The sequence below is a fragment of the Streptomyces gelaticus genome, assembly GCF_014649535.1.
Lineage (GTDB): Bacteria > Actinomycetota > Actinomycetes > Streptomycetales > Streptomycetaceae > Streptomyces > Streptomyces gelaticus.
Genome location: NZ_BMTF01000008.1, coordinates 1 through 14,757, shown reverse-complemented (window position 1 = coordinate 14,757; position 14,757 = coordinate 1). Strand labels below are relative to the sequence as shown.

The 14,757-nt window shown below is 71.1% G+C and carries 17 protein-coding genes; 4 read left to right on the top strand and 13 right to left on the bottom strand.

Features of this window, described 5'->3' with window-relative positions; translation table 11 throughout:
- The first annotated feature begins 80 nt into the window (after positions 1-80).
- Entirely contained in the window at positions 81-602 is a 522-nt protein-coding gene (locus IE107_RS14015) for a methylated-DNA--[protein]-cysteine S-methyltransferase (RefSeq protein ID WP_189544093.1), read from the top strand.
- Complete coding sequence (locus IE107_RS14010; protein WP_189544092.1) at positions 583-1,293, top strand: alpha-ketoglutarate-dependent dioxygenase AlkB family protein; 711 nt, start codon at positions 583-585, stop codon at positions 1,291-1,293. The genes IE107_RS14015 and IE107_RS14010 overlap by 20 nt, the downstream gene beginning before the upstream one ends.
- Here the strand turns inward: IE107_RS14010 and IE107_RS14005 are convergent.
- Positions 1,254-1,526 (bottom strand): GlsB/YeaQ/YmgE family stress response membrane protein, encoded by a 273-nt coding sequence (locus IE107_RS14005; RefSeq protein WP_189544091.1) that lies wholly within the window; start codon positions 1,524-1,526, stop codon positions 1,254-1,256. The two genes, IE107_RS14010 and IE107_RS14005, sit on opposite strands and share 40 nt — an antisense overlap.
- A 320-nt stretch (positions 1,527-1,846) precedes the next feature.
- On the opposite strand from IE107_RS14005, the gene IE107_RS14000 reads away from it, so the two are divergent.
- Positions 1,847-2,248, top strand: a complete 402-nt coding sequence (locus IE107_RS14000) for a YccF domain-containing protein (RefSeq protein ID WP_072485811.1) — start codon at positions 1,847-1,849, stop codon at positions 2,246-2,248.
- A 64-nt stretch (positions 2,249-2,312) separates the two neighbouring features.
- Here IE107_RS14000 and htpX read toward each other — a convergent pair whose 3' ends face one another.
- From htpX to IE107_RS13940, 12 genes are all read right to left on the bottom strand, one after another.
- The gene (gene htpX, locus IE107_RS13995; RefSeq protein ID WP_189544090.1) at positions 2,313-3,176 is read right to left on the bottom strand and encodes a zinc metalloprotease HtpX; all 864 of its coding nucleotides are present in this window, start codon (positions 3,174-3,176) and stop codon (positions 2,313-2,315) included.
- Between the two features lie 215 nt (positions 3,177-3,391).
- Positions 3,392-3,847: an MscL family protein gene (locus IE107_RS13990; RefSeq protein ID WP_189544089.1), complete on the bottom strand. Its 456-nt coding sequence runs from the start codon at positions 3,845-3,847 to the stop codon at positions 3,392-3,394.
- Between the two features lie 94 nt (positions 3,848-3,941).
- Positions 3,942-5,567 (bottom strand): NADH-quinone oxidoreductase subunit N, encoded by a 1,626-nt coding sequence (locus IE107_RS13985; protein ID WP_373302446.1) that lies wholly within the window; start codon positions 5,565-5,567, stop codon positions 3,942-3,944.
- Positions 5,564-7,111, bottom strand: coding sequence for a complex I subunit 4 family protein (locus IE107_RS13980; protein ID WP_189544088.1), 1,548 nt, complete (start codon positions 7,109-7,111; stop codon positions 5,564-5,566). Before IE107_RS13980 ends, IE107_RS13985 begins: the two co-directional genes overlap by 4 nt.
- Before the next feature lie 27 nt (positions 7,112-7,138).
- Positions 7,139-9,184, bottom strand: coding sequence for an NADH-quinone oxidoreductase subunit 5 family protein (locus IE107_RS13975; protein WP_189544087.1), 2,046 nt, complete (start codon positions 9,182-9,184; stop codon positions 7,139-7,141).
- Positions 9,181-9,582, bottom strand: coding sequence for an NADH-quinone oxidoreductase subunit NuoK (gene nuoK / locus IE107_RS13970; protein ID WP_189544086.1), 402 nt, complete (start codon positions 9,580-9,582; stop codon positions 9,181-9,183). The genes IE107_RS13975 and nuoK overlap by 4 nt, the downstream gene beginning before the upstream one ends.
- The gene (locus IE107_RS13965; protein ID WP_189544085.1) at positions 9,582-10,136 is read right to left on the bottom strand and encodes an NADH-quinone oxidoreductase subunit J family protein; all 555 of its coding nucleotides are present in this window, start codon (positions 10,134-10,136) and stop codon (positions 9,582-9,584) included. The genes nuoK and IE107_RS13965 overlap by 1 nt, the downstream gene beginning before the upstream one ends.
- Complete coding sequence (locus IE107_RS13960) at positions 10,133-10,729, bottom strand: NuoI/complex I 23 kDa subunit family protein (protein WP_189544084.1); 597 nt, start codon at positions 10,727-10,729, stop codon at positions 10,133-10,135. The genes IE107_RS13965 and IE107_RS13960 overlap by 4 nt, the downstream gene beginning before the upstream one ends.
- Positions 10,729-11,697 carry a complex I subunit 1/NuoH family protein gene (locus IE107_RS13955; RefSeq protein ID WP_189544083.1) on the bottom strand — a complete coding sequence of 323 codons (969 nt, stop codon included), beginning with the start codon at positions 11,695-11,697 and terminating at the stop codon, positions 10,729-10,731. Before IE107_RS13955 ends, IE107_RS13960 begins: the two co-directional genes overlap by 1 nt.
- Complete coding sequence (locus tag IE107_RS13950; protein ID WP_189544082.1) at positions 11,694-12,821, bottom strand: NADH-quinone oxidoreductase subunit C; 1,128 nt, start codon at positions 12,819-12,821, stop codon at positions 11,694-11,696. The genes IE107_RS13955 and IE107_RS13950 overlap by 4 nt, the downstream gene beginning before the upstream one ends.
- Positions 12,818-13,459 (bottom strand): NADH-quinone oxidoreductase subunit B, encoded by a 642-nt coding sequence (locus IE107_RS13945; protein WP_189544081.1) that lies wholly within the window; start codon positions 13,457-13,459, stop codon positions 12,818-12,820. Before IE107_RS13945 ends, IE107_RS13950 begins: the two co-directional genes overlap by 4 nt.
- The gene (locus IE107_RS13940; protein WP_189544080.1) at positions 13,450-13,851 is read right to left on the bottom strand and encodes an NADH-quinone oxidoreductase subunit A; all 402 of its coding nucleotides are present in this window, start codon (positions 13,849-13,851) and stop codon (positions 13,450-13,452) included. Before IE107_RS13940 ends, IE107_RS13945 begins: the two co-directional genes overlap by 10 nt.
- A 169-nt stretch (positions 13,852-14,020) precedes the next feature.
- Between IE107_RS13940 and IE107_RS13935 the strand changes: the two genes are divergently transcribed.
- Positions 14,021-14,757: sensor histidine kinase (locus IE107_RS13935; protein ID WP_189544079.1), on the top strand; the 737-nt coding region annotated here is incomplete at its 3' end.

Genomic DNA, 14,757 nt, shown 5'->3' with positions numbered 1-14,757 from the left:
GGGAGCGGGGAAAGCAGACTTGTCCATGCCGGGCGACGAGCCGGTCGAATCCGGCGCGACGTGCAGGAAAGGGACGAGTCATGACCATGTACGCAACGGTCGACAGCCCGCTGGGTGAACTGCTGCTGGTCGGCGAGGAGACCGGCGACGGGGTGGCGCTCGCCTCGCTCTCGCTGCCCGGCCAGAAGGGCGCCGCGGTCGTCCAGGACGGGTGGGTCCGCGCGCCGGAGGCCTTCGCGGGGATCGCCGCCCAGCTGCGGGAGTACTTCGCGGGCCGGCTGACCCGCTTCGACATCGCGTACGCGGACGGCGTGGGCACCGATTTCCAGCGCCGGGTGTGGGCCGCCCTGGACACCGTCCCGTACGGGGAGACCGTGTCGTACGGAGAGATCGCCGGCCGCGTCGGCACCTCGGCCGCGGGGGTACGGGCCGTGGGGACGGCGATCGGGCGCAATCCGCTGCTGATCGTGCGGCCGTGCCACCGGGTGGTCGGCGCGGACGGGGCGCTGCGGGGTTACGCGGGCGGGCTGGAGCGCAAGGAGCGGCTCCTGGGGCTGGAAGGCGCCCTGGCGGTGCGCTCAGATGTCCGGGCTCTTCCCTAGGCCGCGCGCCGTCGTCGCGCCGGGGGCGGTACATGTGCCCGAGTGGCTGCCGCCGGAGCGCCAACGGGAGCTGGTCGCGGCCTGCCGGAAATGGGCACGCGGGCCCGTGCCGCTGCGGCACACGGTCCTGCCGGGCGGCGGGGTGATGTCCGTGCAGACGGTCTGCGTGGGGTGGCACTGGCAGCCGTACCGCTACTCGCGTACGGCCGACGATGTGAACGGTGCGCGGGTGGCCGGATTCCCCGACTGGCTGGCCGAGTTGGGACGCGAGGCGCTGACGGCGGCGTACGGGGACGAGAGCCCGGTACGGAGGTACGCGCCGGACACCGCGCTCATCAACTTCTACGACGGGGCGGCGCGGATGGGCATGCACCAGGACAAGGAGGAGCTGTCCGGCGCTCCGGTGGTGTCGCTCAGCATCGGCGACACCTGCGTCTTCCGTTTCGGGAACACGGAGAACCGCCACAAGCCCTACACGGACGTGGAGTTGGCCTCCGGCGATCTGTTCGTCTTCGGCGGGCCGTCACGCTTCGCGTTCCACGGCGTGCCGAAGGTCTGCCCCGGGACCGCCGATCCCGCATCGGGGATGAGCCGCGGTCGCCTCAATGTGACCTTGCGCGAGACCGGGCTGGGCACCTTCGGCGACGGGCGTCAGCGGCGTTCGCGGGAGTTCCCGAACAGCAGCCGGTAGGCGATCAGCAGGACCAGCGAACCGCCGATGGCGGCGACCCAAGTGGCTGTGTCGAAGAATTCGTTGGAAATGGGGCGGTCGAGGAAGCGCGACGATATCCAGCCGCCGAGAAAGGCGCCGACGATGCCTATGAGGGTGGTGCCGACGAGGCCGCCCGGGTCGCGGCCCGGGAGCAGGACCTTGGCGATGACTCCGGCCACCAGTCCGAGGATGATCCATCCGACAATGCTCATGCGTGCGAACCTACCCGTCACTCGTTCCTGGAATCCAAGACGTTCCTGCCTGTGACGTGGTTGCGCGTGACGTCCGAGGGCCGGGCGCCGGGCGGGGGGTCCTCCCTGTACGGGGCCGTCCGGCCGGCCTGCTCCGCAGCTGCGAGCAACTGCTCGGTGCCCTTCATGCGTTCATGGTGAATGACGGCACTGACGGCCGGGCCCCGGGGCGTGGGGCGGTCACTCCACGGGCCCGCTCCGGTTACTCCCGTCCGTGACCTGGGCCGATACTGACCATGCAGGGCGACGACGACGGGCAACACCCCGGAAGGCGAGTGACCATGAAGCTCATACAGCTGATCCTGAACATCCTGTGGGTGGTGTTCTGCGGGTTCTGGATGGCGCTCGGCTACCTCGTGGCCGCGATCATCTGCTTCGTGCTGATCGTGACCATCCCGTTCGGCATCGCGTCCCTGAGGATCGCCGGTTACGTGCTGTGGCCGTTCGGGCGGACCACCGTGGAGCGGCCCGACGCGGGTGCGCCGTCCTGCGTCGGGAATGTGATCTGGCTCGTCTTCGCCGGGTGGTGGCTGGCACTGGGGCACCTGATCACCAGCATCCCGCTGTTCGTGTCGATCATCGGCATCCCCTTCGGCTGGGCGAACCTGAAGATGATCCCCATCTCGCTGATGCCGCTGGGCCGAGAGGTGGTCCCGAGCGACGAGGCCTTCGGCGCCCGCTGATACGACGCGAGCAGCCCCGGACCTCCTGGTCCGGGGCTGCTCGTACGAGTCTCGGCGAGGGGGGTCAGGGGCGGGGGCCCGCCATCTGCTCCAGCCGGGCGATGCGCTCCGCCATGGGGGGGTGCGTCGAGAACAGTTTGGACATGCCCTGGCCGGGGCGGAACGGGTTCGCGATCATCATGTGGCTCGCGGTCTCGATCCTCGGCTCCGGGGGCAGCGGGAGCTGCTTCGTTCCCGCGTCGAGCTTGCGCAGGGCGCCGGCCAGGGCCAGCGGGTCGCCGGTCAGCTGGGCGCCGGAGGCGTCCGCCTCGTACTCCCGGGAGCGGCTGACCGCCAGCTGGATGACCGAGGCCGCGACCGGGCCGAGAATCATGATCAGCAGCATCCCGAGGAACCCGGGGCCCTCGTCGTCGTTGGACCGGCCCACCGGGATCAGCCAGGCGAAATTGACCAGGAACATGACGACGGAGGCGAGCGCTCCGGCGACCGACGAGATCAGGATGTCGCGGTTGTAGACATGGCTCAGCTCGTGTCCCAGCACGCCGCGCAGCTCCCGTTCGTCCAGGATCTGCAGGATCCCTTCGGTGCAGCAGACCGCCGCGTTGCGTGGGTTGCGGCCGGTGGCGAAGGCGTTGGGTGCCTGCGTCGGGGAGATGTAGAGCCGGGGCATGGGCTGGCGGGCGGCGGTGGAGAGCTCGCGGACCATGCGGTAGAGCTGTGGTGCCTCGAACTCGCTGACGGGGCGGGCCCGCATGGCCCTGAGCGCCAGCTTGTCGCTGTTCCAGTACGCGTAGGCGTTGGTGCCGACGGCTACGAGGAGCGCGACGATCAGGCCCGTACGCCCGAAGAAGCTTCCGATGACGATGATGAGTGCGGACAGGCCCCCGAGGAGTACGGCGGTTCTCAGCCCGTTGTGCCGGCGGTGCACGGTACGCCCTCCAAATGGTGCGGCAGGGGGACCCTTGGCTCGGTGGTCTCCACTTCCCCAGTGGAGCCTCCCGTACGGGTCAACGCCAGGCGGGAGGAGCTAGTTCCCTTGTGCGCGCCGCCGCGGGGCCGGCCCGTCCGGCGCTCGGGGGCCGGATCAGGCTCTGGGCCGTACGGGTCAGTGGCTGTGCGCGTGCCGGTCGGGTGCCCGGCGGCTCAGCGCTGGGCGGGGAGGCCGGCCGCCGCGAGGGCCTCGGAGTCCGGCTTGATCTCGCTGGTGCAGTGGGCGCAGCGGGAGGCGATGGCCGGGATCTCGGTGTAGCAGCGGGGGCAGTCGCGCACGGCGGCCTTGATGTCGACCTTCTCCGCCTTGGCGAAACGGCTCTGGACCTTCGCCATGGGAACCACTACGCCGAAGTAGAGGACGGCGGCGGTGATCAGGAACGCGATGGCGGCGGCGAGGAACTTCCCGTACGGGAAGATGGCGCCCTCGACCGAGAACTGCGCCGAGCTGAAGTCGCCGACCGATCCGGTGGCGAGGCCGATCAGCGGGGTGATGAAGGCCGTGCTGAATCCGGTGACGACTGCGGTGAACGCCGCTCCGACGGCCAGCCCGATGGCCATGGAGATGATGTTTCCGCGCAGGATGAAGTCCTTGAACCCGTTCAGCACCGCTCTTGCTCCTCTGGAATGCGTACGTGTGGGGGGTGTGCGGGCAAGACCATGCCCTGTATGTGCCGTTCCGGGCAAACCGATCTTCGGTATGTCAGAAGAGATTGACGGCGGCGAACCTGAGGACCGTCTGCGGAGCGCCCGAGAGCACCACGCCGGTCACAGCGGTGAGCGCGATAGCGGCGGTGAGGGAGGCGGGGGCTGTGTGCCTGGTGGGGGCAGATACGGCAGCCTCCGCCGGGGTCTCTTCGCGGGCCGCCGCCGGGGCTTGCTCCGAGGCCGCCTCCGGGGCGCGGAAGAGCGTCGCGGTCCACTGGAGGTAGTAGTAGAGCGCGATCACGACGTTGACGGCCATGACGACGGCGAGCCAGCCGAGTCCGGCGTCGACGGCCGCGGAGAAGACCGTGACCTTGGCGAAGAGACCGATGATGCCGGGCGGCAGGCCGGCCAGGCAGAGCAGGAAGAAGGCCATCGCCAGGGCGGCGAGCGGGCGGGTGGCGTACAGGCCGCGGTAGTCGGTGATCCGGTTGCCGGGACTGGTGCGGGCGACCAGGGCGGCGACCGCGAAGGCCCCGAGGTTCACGACGGCGTACATGAGGGCGTACGCGACGGTGGAGCCGATGTGCGCGTCGCTGGAGTACGCGGCGGAGGCGACGGGCACCAGGAGGTAGCCGGCCTGGGCGACGGACGACCAGGCGAGCAGGCGCACCGCGCTGCGGGCCCGGCCGGCGTTCTGGCGCAGGGCGGCGACATTGCCGATCGTCATGGTGAGCGCGGCGAGAACGGCGAGGGCCGGTCCCCAGACGTCGGCGTACGCCGGAAACGCGATCACTGTGACGAGGATGAGGCCGGAGAAGCCGACCGCCTTGCCGACGACCGAGAGGTAGGCGGCCACCGGCAGGGGTGCGCCGACGTAGGTGTCGGGGACCCAGAAATGGAAGGGCGCGGCGGCCGTCTTGAAGGCGAAGCCGACCAGGGTGAGGACGACACCCGCCTGGGCGAGGGTGTCGAGCCGGCCGGGTACGTCGTCGAGCCGGGCGGCGATCTCGGTGAGGTGCAGGGTGCCGGTGGCCGCGTACACGAAGCTGACGCCGAGCAGCATGACGGCGGTCGCGACGACGGAGGAGAGGAAGAACTTCAGGGCGGCTTCGGAGGACCGCCGGTCGCCGCGCTTGATGCCGACGAGCGCGAAGGCGGGCAGCGAGGCGACTTCGAGGGCGACGACGAGGGTGGCGAGGTCGCGGGCGGCGGGCAGCAGTGCGGCGCCGGAGGCGGAGGAGAGCAGCAGGAACCAGAACTCGCCGGCGGGGAGCTTACGGGTGTCGCCGAGCGAGAGCAGGGCGGTGAGCAGGGCGCCGCCGAGTACGAGGGCCTGGATGACCAGGGCGAAGTGGTCGGCGGTGTAGCTGCAGGCGCCGGCGGAGCCGGGTCCGGTGGCCGCCTCGTTGAGGCAGAAGGTGGAGCGGTCGCCGTCGCGCAGCGGGACGAGGAGGGCCAGGGCGGCGACGAGCCCGGCGACGGTCAGCGCGCCGAGGAGCGGCTTGCGCCGCTCGGGCAGGAAGAGGTCGGTGACCAGGACGATCAGGGCCATGGCCGCGACGACGACCGGGGGTGCGATCGCGAGCCAGTCGACGGACTGGATGAGGCTGGTGGTGTTCTCGGCCGCGGTGGTGACGAGGTCCGGGGTGACGGCGCCCGGGGTGACGACGGCTGGGGTCACGACTTGCCTCCTGCGAGGAGCTTCTGCACGGCCGGGTCGGTGAGGCCGAGGAGGACGGCGGGCCACAGGCCGGCGAGGACGGTGAGCGCGACGAGCGGGGTCCAGGCGGCGAACTCGTACGTCTGGACGTCGGCGAGCTGCGGCGCCTCGCGCTTCTCGCCCATGCAGACCCGGCGTACGACCATGAGCATGTACGCGGCGGTGAGCAGGGTGCCGAACGCGGCGATCGACATGAAGGTCAGGAAGGCGGGCCGGCTGAGACCGTCGGCGGGGTCGAAGGAGCCGAACAGGGCGAGCATCTCGCCCCAGAATCCGGCGAGGCCCGGCAGGCCCAGGGAGGCGACGGCGGCGAAGGCGAGGAGGCCGCCGAGGCGGGGTGCCCGGCCGTAGAGCGCGGCTCCGGTGGCCCCGGAGAGGGTGTCGAGGTCGGCGGTGCCGTAACGGTCCTTGACGGCTCCGACCAGGAAGAACAGCAGGCCGGTGATGAGGCCGTGGGCGATGTTGGCGAAGAGCGCGCCGTTGACCCCGGTGGGCGTCATGCTCGCGATGCCGAGGAGCACGAAGCCCATGTGCCCGACGGAGGAGTACGCGATCAGGCGCTTGAGGTCGCCCTTGGAGCCGGGGCGTACCAGCGCCAGGCAGGCCAGCGATCCGTAGATGATGCCGACGACCGCGAAGGCGGCGAGGTAGGGCGCGAAGGTGTGCATTCCGTCGGGCGTGATGGGGAGCAGGATGCGGACGAATCCGTACGTACCCATCTTCAGCAGGACGCCCGCGAGCAGCACCGAGCCGACGGTCGGGGCCGCGGTGTGGGCGTCCGGCAGCCAGCTGTGCAGCGGCCACATCGGGGTCTTCACGGCGAGCCCGATGCCGATCGCCAGAACGGCGATGACCTGTACGGACGAGGTGAGCCCACGGCCGTTGTCAGTGGCGAGTGCCACCATGTCGAAGGTGCCGCTCTTCAGCCCGACGAGGAGCAGGCCCAGCAGCATGACGACCGAGCCGAGCAGTGTGTAGAGGATGAATTTCCAGGCGGCGGCCTGCCTCTGCGCACCGCCCCAGCGGGCGATGAGGAAGTACATCGGGATGAGCACCATCTCGAACGCCAGGAAGAACAGCAGCAGGTCGAGGACGGCGAAGGTGGCGAGGGTGCCGGACTCCAGGACGAGCAGAAGAGCGACGAAGGCCTTGGGGGAGGGGCCCGCAGGCGGCTTGAAGTAGCTGTAGAGCGCGCAGAGGAAGGTCAGCAGCGCGGTCAGTACGAGAAGGGGGAGCGAGATGCCGTCGATGCCGAGATGGATGCGGACGTCGAGCGCCGGGATCCAGCTGATGTCGGTGGTGGCCTGCATCTTCGACGGGTGGTCGTGGTCGAAGCCCGCGGCGAGGACGATCGCGGCGACGAGGACGGCACCGGTCACGGTCACACCGTGGCGGAGCACGGCCTGGTCGGGGCCGGTGCCCTTCAGTCCCGGCGGGGCCGGCAGCAGGGCGGCCACGGCGCCGACGAGCGGGATGACGACGATGAACGCGAGAAGGAACTGCATCACGGATTCACTGATATCGATCACGGCTCACGACCCGGCGTTGACATTGGCGAAGACGACGGCGGCGATCGCCAGGACCAGCGACCCGGCGAGCAGTGCGCTGAGGTAGGTCTGCACGTTCCCGGTCTGCGCGCGGCGGACGGCGGCGCCGAGCCCGCGTGCGACGGCTCCGGAGCCACGTACGTAGGTGTCGACGACCTCGCGGTCGAGGAAGCGGACGAGGCTCGCCGCGGCCCGGACGGGGCGGACGAACAGCGCCGTGTACAGGGCGTCGAGGTGGAAGCCGGCGGCGGCGTGGTGGTGGAGCGGGCCGAGCAGCAGGCGGCCCGGGTCGGCCGGGTCGGGGGCGTCCCCGTCGGCTCCGTAGGCGGCGGTGTGTGCCGTCATCGCCTGGGCCTCGATGAGAGCGGGTTCGGCGTCGGGGTGGGCGACGACGGTGCCGACGGAGGTGCGGGCGGCGAGTGCCGAGGTGTGGCGCCAGGCGCCGTAGGTGACGAGGCCGCCGACCAGGCCGACGCCCGTGGAGAGGACGGCGGTGGTGACGGTCGGGGTGAGGGCGTGGCCGTCGAACCAGTCGGTGATCGCGCCGACGGTCAGGCCGAAGGCGATGGTGGGGACGGCGAGGATCCAGAGGACGGCGGTCATCGCGACGGGCTGCCTGCCGTGGTCGGGGGCCTCGGCGCCGCGGCCCCGGAAGGCGAGGAGCCAGAGGCGGGTGGCGTACGCGGCGGTGAGGACGGCGGCGAGCAGTCCGGCGACGAGTACGGTCCAGCCGGCGGCGGACGGGGCGATGTGCCGCTCTCCGAGCGCGGTGTGCTCGGCGGCGACGAGGACGGCTTCCTTGGAGAAGAAGCCGGCGAACGGAGGGATGGCGGCGAGCGCGAGCAGGGCGACGGTCATCGTCCAGTAGGCGTCCGGGATGCGCTTCGTCAGGCCGCCCATGCGGGACATGGCGGCCAGTGAGTTGGTCCCGGCGGCGTGGATGACGACGCCGGCCGCGAGGAAGAGGACGGCCTTGAACGCGCCGTGGGAGAGGAGGTGGAAGACGGCAGCCCCACGGTCGCCGACGGCCAGGGCACCGGCCATGTAGCCGAGCTGGCCGATCGTCGAGTAGGCGAGGACCCGCTTGATGTCGTCCTGGGCGAGGGCGGCGAGTCCCGAGCCGATCATCGTGATCGCCGCCATGACGGCGAGGACGACGAGGGCCGCGCCGGACTCGGCGAACACGGGGAGGAGCCGGGCCACGAAGTAGATGCCGGCGGCGACCATCGTCGCGGCGTGGATGAGCGCGGAGACGGGGGTGGGGCCGGCCATCGCGTCGGGCAGCCAGGTGTGCAGGGGGAACTGCGCGGACTTCCCGGCGACGCCCGCGAGGAGCAGCAGGGCGATGAGGGTGGGGTGGTCCAGGCCGCCGTTGGCGACGGCGCCCAGGATGCCGGTGATGCGGAAGGTGCCGGTGTCGGCGGCGAGCGCGAACAGACCGATCAGGAAGGGGACGTCGCCGAGCTTGGTGACCAGGAAGGCCTTGAGGGAGGCGGCGCGGGCCTCGGGCGTCTCCCAGTAGTGGCCGACAAGGAAGTACGAGCAGATGCCCATGATCTCCCAGCCGACCAGCAGCACCATCAGGTCGCCCGAGTAGACGACGAGCAGCATCGCGGAGGTGAAGAGGGAGACGAGGGCGGCGTACGAGGGGTAGCGGGGGTCGTCGCGCAGATAGGCGGTCGAGTAGATCTGCACGCAGCTCGCGACGAGCCCGACCAGGACGGCGACGAGGACCGCGAAGCCGTCGAGGTGCAGGGCGAGGTCGATCGGGACCGAGCCGGTGGGGGTGAGCTGGGTCGCGGCGTCGATGGGCCGGCCGCCGCCCTGGCGCGCGGCGACGACGGCCGCGAGGACGGCGGCGCCGAGCGTGGGCAGTACGGCGAGGGGACGTACGAAGCCGGGGGCAAAAAGAAGCGCGCGAAGCCCCGTCTCGGGGCGGTGGCGGGCGACGGGCGGGCCGAGCAGGAGACCGGCCGCGGCGCCCAGGAACGGAAGGAGGGGGACGAGGACGGCGAGGGTCGTGGTGGTCACGCGGTGGCCTCTGCCTTCTTTGCCTTCCCTGCCGCAGCAGTGGCCTGGTCTTCGGTGCCGTACTCGTCGTCCGGGAGGGCCTCGGCCGCGTCGGTCTCGGCGGTGTCGCGAAGGCGGTCGACGTCCGAGCTGCCGCGGTTGCGGTACACGGCGAGGACGATCGCCAGGCCGATGCCGATCTCCGCCGCCGCGATGGCGATGGTGAAGAGGGCGAGGGCCTGGCCGGCGTGCAGGGTGTCGCGGAGCCAGACGTCGAAGGCGACCAGGTTGAGGTTGACGGCGTTGAGCATCAGCTCGACGGACATCAGGACCAGGATCGCGTTGCGCCGGGCGAGCACTCCGTACAGCCCGGTGCAGAAGAGGAGGGCGGCGAGCACGGCGGGATAGGCGAGGTGCATCAGCTCTGCTCCTTACCGCGCTTGCGGGACAGGACGATCGCGCCGACGAGGGCGGCGAGCAGCAGGACGGAGAGTGCTTCGAACGGCAGCACCCAGTGCCGGAAGAGGAAGGAGCCGGTCGCCTCGGTCGAGCCCCGGGCGGGTCCGTCGAGGTCGATCCAGGTGGTGCGGAAGGCGTCGACGACGACCCAGACGAGCGCGCCGGCGGAGGCGGCCGCCACGGCGAGGGCCGCCCAGCGGTTGCCCGAGTCGGCGTCCGGGGAGCGGCCGATGGGGGCCTTGGTGAGCATCAGCCCGAAGAGCAGGAGGACGACCACGGAACCGACGTAGATCAGTACCTGCACCCAGGCGATGAACTCCGCGGTGAGCAGGAGGTACTCGACGGCGAGCCCGCCGAGCGCCACGACCAGCCAGAGGGCGGCGTGCACCAGCTGCTTGGTCGTGACGGTGACGAGAGCCGCGCCGAGGGTGGCGATGCCGACGAGGACGAAGGCGATCTCGACGCCGGTCGGGGAGAGGAAGCCGGAGTGGGCCGCGGTGGCTGCGAGTGTCACTCCTCCCCCTCTGCTTCCTTCTGGTTCTGCTGGGCTTCCTGGGCGCGCTGGGCTTCGAGTTTCTCCGCCGTCTTGCGGGCGGCGGCGATCTCCTTCGGCTCCTCGGCTCCCGGGTCGAGCGCGGGCGGTTCCGGCACCGTCCACATCCATTCGCGGAGCTTGTCGCGCTCATGGGTGAGTTCGAGGATGTCCGTCTCCGCGTACTCGAACTCCGGTGACCAGAACAGCGCGTCGAAAGGACACACCTCGATGCAGATACCGCAGTACATGCAGAGCGAGAAGTCGATGGCGAAGCGGTCGAGGACGTTGCGGCTGCGCTCGCGGCCGCCCGGGGTGGTGGCGGGCACCGTCTCCTTGTGGGAGTCGATGTAGATGCACCAGTCGGGGCACTCGCGGGCGCAGAGCATGCAGACCGTGCAGTTCTCCTCGAACAGCGCGATGACGCCCCGGGAGCGGGGCGGGAGCTCGGGCTGGACGTCCGGGTACTGCGCGGTGACCGTCTTCCTCGTCATCGTCCGCAGCGTGACGGCCAGGCCCTTGGCCAGGCCGGAACCGGGAATGCGAGGGCGTGAGGGCGGGGGCGACGCGGGCATCAACTGATCGCCACCTTCACGATGCCGGTGAGCGCGATCTGCGCGAGTGCGAGCGGGATGAGCGTGGTCCAGGCGAGCTTCTGCAGCTGGTCCTCGCGGAGCCGGGGGTAGGTCACCCGCAGCCAGATGACGACGAAGGCGAGGACCGCGGTCTTGAGGAGCGTCCAGACCCAGCCGAGTCCGTCGGCGCCGAACGGGCCGTGCCAGCCGCCGAGGAAGAGCACGGTGGTCAGCCCGCACAGCACGACGATGCCCGCGTACTCGGCGAGCAGGAACAGGGCGAAGCGCAGGCCGGTGTACTCGGTGTACGCGCCGAAGATGATCTCCGAGTCGGCGACCGGCATGTCGAACGGCGGGCGTTGCAGCTCGGCGAGTCCGGCCACGAAGAAGACCAGCGCGCCGACGATCTGCCAGGGCAGCCACCACCACTCGAAGGCATCGAGGATGCCCGGGAGGGAGACGGTGCCGGCCGCCATCGCGACGGAGGCGGCGGCGAGCAGCATCGGCAGCTCGTACGCGAGCAGCTGGGCGGCGGTGCGCAGGCCCCCGAGGAGGGAGAACTTGTTCGCCGACGCCCAGCCGGCCATCAGTGAGCCGAGCACTCCCACGCCCATGACGGCGAGCACGAAGAAGATGCCCGCGTCGACGACCTGGCCGACGGCACCCTCACCGGGGCCGATCGGGACGGCGACGAGTACGAGGAGGTACGGGAGCAGCGCCACGGCCGGCGCGAGCTGGAAGATCCGGCGGTCGGCCCCGGCCGGGACGACGTCTTCCTTCTGCGCGAATTTCACGCCGTCCGCGACGAGCTGGGCCCAGCCGTGGAAACCGCCGGCGTACATGGGGCCGAGGCGGCCCTGCATATGAGCCATCACCTTGTGCTCGGTCTGCCCGACGACGAGCGGGAGGACCATGAACACGGCGAAGACGATGACGAGGCGGAGGGCGACGTCCAGTACGTCGTTCACGCGGTATCGCCTCCGGCGGGGTGGTCGGGGCCGGGAGTGGTCCCGGGGTCGGGAGTGGCGTCGGTGTCCGCGTCGGGGGTGGCGCTGCGCGGGGCCTCTTCGCCGGTCCGGGGAGTACCGGCGTCCGCGTCGAAGGCCGGGCGGGCGTGGTGCCACGGGGCGTCACTGGTCCCGGCGCCCGGCTTCGCCGCTCCGGGAGCCGGCTCCGCCGCTTCGGGGGCCGAGCCCGGCTCCGGCTGGGACGTCCTCGGCTGCTGGCTCACCGAGCCCTCGGAGGCACTGCGGGCACGGCGCGGGACCGCGGTCCGGGGCGCCAGCTGGGACGTCCTCGGCTGCTGGCTCGCCGAACCCTCGGAGGCACTGCGGGCACGGCGCGGGACCGCGGTCCGGGGCGCCGGCTCCGCGCCCGCGTCGGGGACTGCCGCTGCCGCCGCCCGCTGGGCGGCCGAGCCCTCGCTCGCGCTGCGGGTGCGGCGCACCGGGCGGTCGCCTGCCGCGCGCGGCGTGCGGGCCGGACGGGACGGGGCGGGCGGGAGCTGGCCCTTCAGCGGGCCCCAGTCGTTCGGGTCGGGGACGCCGGGCGGCAGCATCGTGCGCCGCTTCGGGCCGCCGTGCTCCGACTCGCCGGGCTCCTTGGCGCCGGGCCATGCCTTCGCGACGCGCGCCGCGAGCACGAAGTCCTTGCGCAGCGGATGCCCCTCGAAGCCCTCGGGCAGCAGCAGCGGCACCAAGTGCGGGTGGCCCTCGAAGCCGATGCCGAACATCTCGTGCGTCTCGCGCTCGTGCCAGGCGGCGCCCGCGTAGACGTCGATGGCGGTGGGCAGGACCGCCGCCTCGTGCGGGACGGTCGTACGGATCATGAGCCGGCGCACCCTGCCCGCGGCCAGGGCCGCGACATGGGCGCAGACCTGGAAGCCGGTGCCCGGTTCGTCGACCGCGCTCAGCCAGTCGAAATACGTGCAGCCCAGCCGGTCACGGGCCGTTTCGAGGGCCGTGATCCAGGAGGCCGCCGGTACATCGACGGTCAGCAGGTCGTACGCGTACTGGGCCGTCGCGTCCTCGCCGAAGAGCTCGGCGGCGGCGTCCGGCAGCCGGTCGTAGGCGTCGGCGGGGTGGGTGCTCATCCGCGCTCCTCCCCCCGGTCCGGGGCCTGCGGGGGTGCGACCAGGCCGCTGCGCAGTGCGGCGGTGGAGGGACGACTGCCCCCGCCTGTCGCGTACCGCTCGCCCAGCGACTCCCGGGCGATCTTCTCCTGGAGCTTGAGGATGCCCTGGAGGAGCGCCTCCGGCCGGGGCGGGCAGCCGGGGACGTAGACGTCGACCGGGATGATCTGGTCGACGCCCTTGGTCACGGAGTACGAGTCCCAGTACGGGCCGCCGCAGTTGGAGCAGGCGCCGAAGGAGATGACGTACTTGGGCTCCGGCATCTGCTCGTACAGCCGCTTCACCGCCGGGGCCATCTTGTCGGTCACCGTGCCGGAAACGATCATGAGGTCGGCCTGGCGCGGTCCGGGCGCGAACGGGATCACGCCGAGCCGGATGAAGTCGTGCCGGGCCATGGAGGCGGCGATGAACTCGATCGCGCAGCAGGCGAGGCCGAAGTTGAAGACCCAGAGGCTGTAGCGGCGGCCCCAGTTCAGGACCACCTTCATCGGCTCGGGCGCCAGGCGCGACAGGACGCCGAGCCGCTTGGGTTCCGGCAGGAAGGTCGGCACCGGCTGCGGTTCGGATCCCTCGCCGGTTCGCGGGCTGGTCACGTCCATTCGAGGACGCCCTTCTTCCATGCGTAGAGCAGTCCTACGGCCAGGAAACCGAGAAAGATGAACATTTCGACCAGCGTCGTCGCCCCGTATCCGGGCGCGGCGAATACGGTCGCCCACGGGAACAGGAAGATCGAGTCGACGGCGAAGATCACGTACAGGAAGGCATAGACGTAATAACGGACCTGTGTATGTGCCCATCCTTCACCCACCGGGTCCACGCCGCACTCGTACGTCAGGAGCTTCTCCGGCGTCGGGACCACGGGGCGCAGCAGCCGGCCGGCCCCGAAGGCGACGGCGACGAACAGCACGCCGATCACGGCGAGCAGCCCGACCACTGAATAGCCGTGGAAATAGTCCGACGCGAGAACGGTCGATTCCGGCAGGTCCGCCACGTCCGCCCCTCGCTCCTTCGTATCCGTCCGGTGATCTGTACGCACGGGAGTCTAGGCCCTGTTAAAGAGAGGCTAAACAGCCGCATCGGACAGGGGGTGGGGTTATCCCTACTTCACCTCACCCATGAGCCCCATGGCGTGCGCGGGTCCGGCCCGGCAGGCTGGGCCCATGACCATGAGCCCCCAGGTGCCGGACAACGACCGGCCACCGCCCGCCCGCATCATCCCCGACCGTTGGACCCGGAAGGAGATCGGTCATCTCCTGGCCAACCTCCCCATGGTCATCATCGGGTTTGTTTACACGGTGCTCATGATCGCCGTCGGCGTGGCACTCGCGGTCACGGTGATCGGTCTGCCCCTGCTCGCCCTCGGGCTGCACGGGGCGCGGCTGCTCGGCAAGGCCGAGCGGGGACGGGCGCGGGCGATGCTCGGGGTGCGGATCGACGAGCCGAGTCCGATGGATCTGTCCCGCCGGAACAAGGGGTTCTTCCCCTGGCTGTGGTCGAGCCTCAAGGACCCGGTGGGCTGGCGGGCCATGCTGTACTCCTTCATCCGGCTGCCCTGGGGCGTGCTCACCTTCGCGGTGACGCTCGTGAGCCTCGTCGTGCTGTGGCCGGTGCTCCCCCACACCGCGCGGCTCCTCAGCAACGTGGACCGGTCGATGGTGCGCGGGCTGCTCTCGCCCTCCGACGAGCTGGAGCGCCGGATCGCCGAGCTGGAGGCGGACCGGGGGGTGGTCGTCGACACGGCCGCCGCCGACCTGCGCCGCATCGAACGCGATCTGCACGACGGCGCCCAGGCCCGCCTCGTCGCCCTCGCCATGGGCCTCGGCCTGGCGAAGGAGAAGCTGACCGACGACCCCGACGCCGCCGCCCGCATGGTCGACGAGGCCCACGGCGAGGTCAA

Bases quoted from the DNA above. Each gene is read 5' to 3' on its own strand.
- IE107_RS14005 (WP_189544091.1), bottom strand. From the start codon at position 1,526: ATGAGCATTGTCGGATGGATCATCCTCGGACTGGTGGCCGGAGTCATC.
- IE107_RS14000 (WP_072485811.1), top strand. From the start codon at position 1,847: ATGAAGCTCATACAGCTGATCCTGAACATCCTGTGGGTGGTGTTCTGC.
- IE107_RS14010 (WP_189544092.1), top strand. From the start codon at position 583: ATGTCCGGGCTCTTCCCTAGGCCGCGCGCCGTCGTCGCGCCGGGGGCG.
- IE107_RS14015 (WP_189544093.1), top strand. From the start codon at position 81: ATGACCATGTACGCAACGGTCGACAGCCCGCTGGGTGAACTGCTGCTG.
- IE107_RS13980 (WP_189544088.1), bottom strand. From the start codon at position 7,111: ATGCAGTTCCTTCTCGCGTTCATCGTCGTCATCCCGCTCGTCGGCGCC.
- IE107_RS13960 (WP_189544084.1), bottom strand. From the start codon at position 10,729: ATGCCCGCGTCGCCCCCGCCCTCACGCCCTCGCATTCCCGGTTCCGGC.
- IE107_RS13945 (WP_189544081.1), bottom strand. From the start codon at position 13,459: ATGGACGTGACCAGCCCGCGAACCGGCGAGGGATCCGAACCGCAGCCG.
- IE107_RS13950 (WP_189544082.1), bottom strand. From the start codon at position 12,821: ATGAGCACCCACCCCGCCGACGCCTACGACCGGCTGCCGGACGCCGCC.
- nuoK (WP_189544086.1), bottom strand. From the start codon at position 9,582: ATGCACCTCGCCTATCCCGCCGTGCTCGCCGCCCTCCTCTTCTGCACC.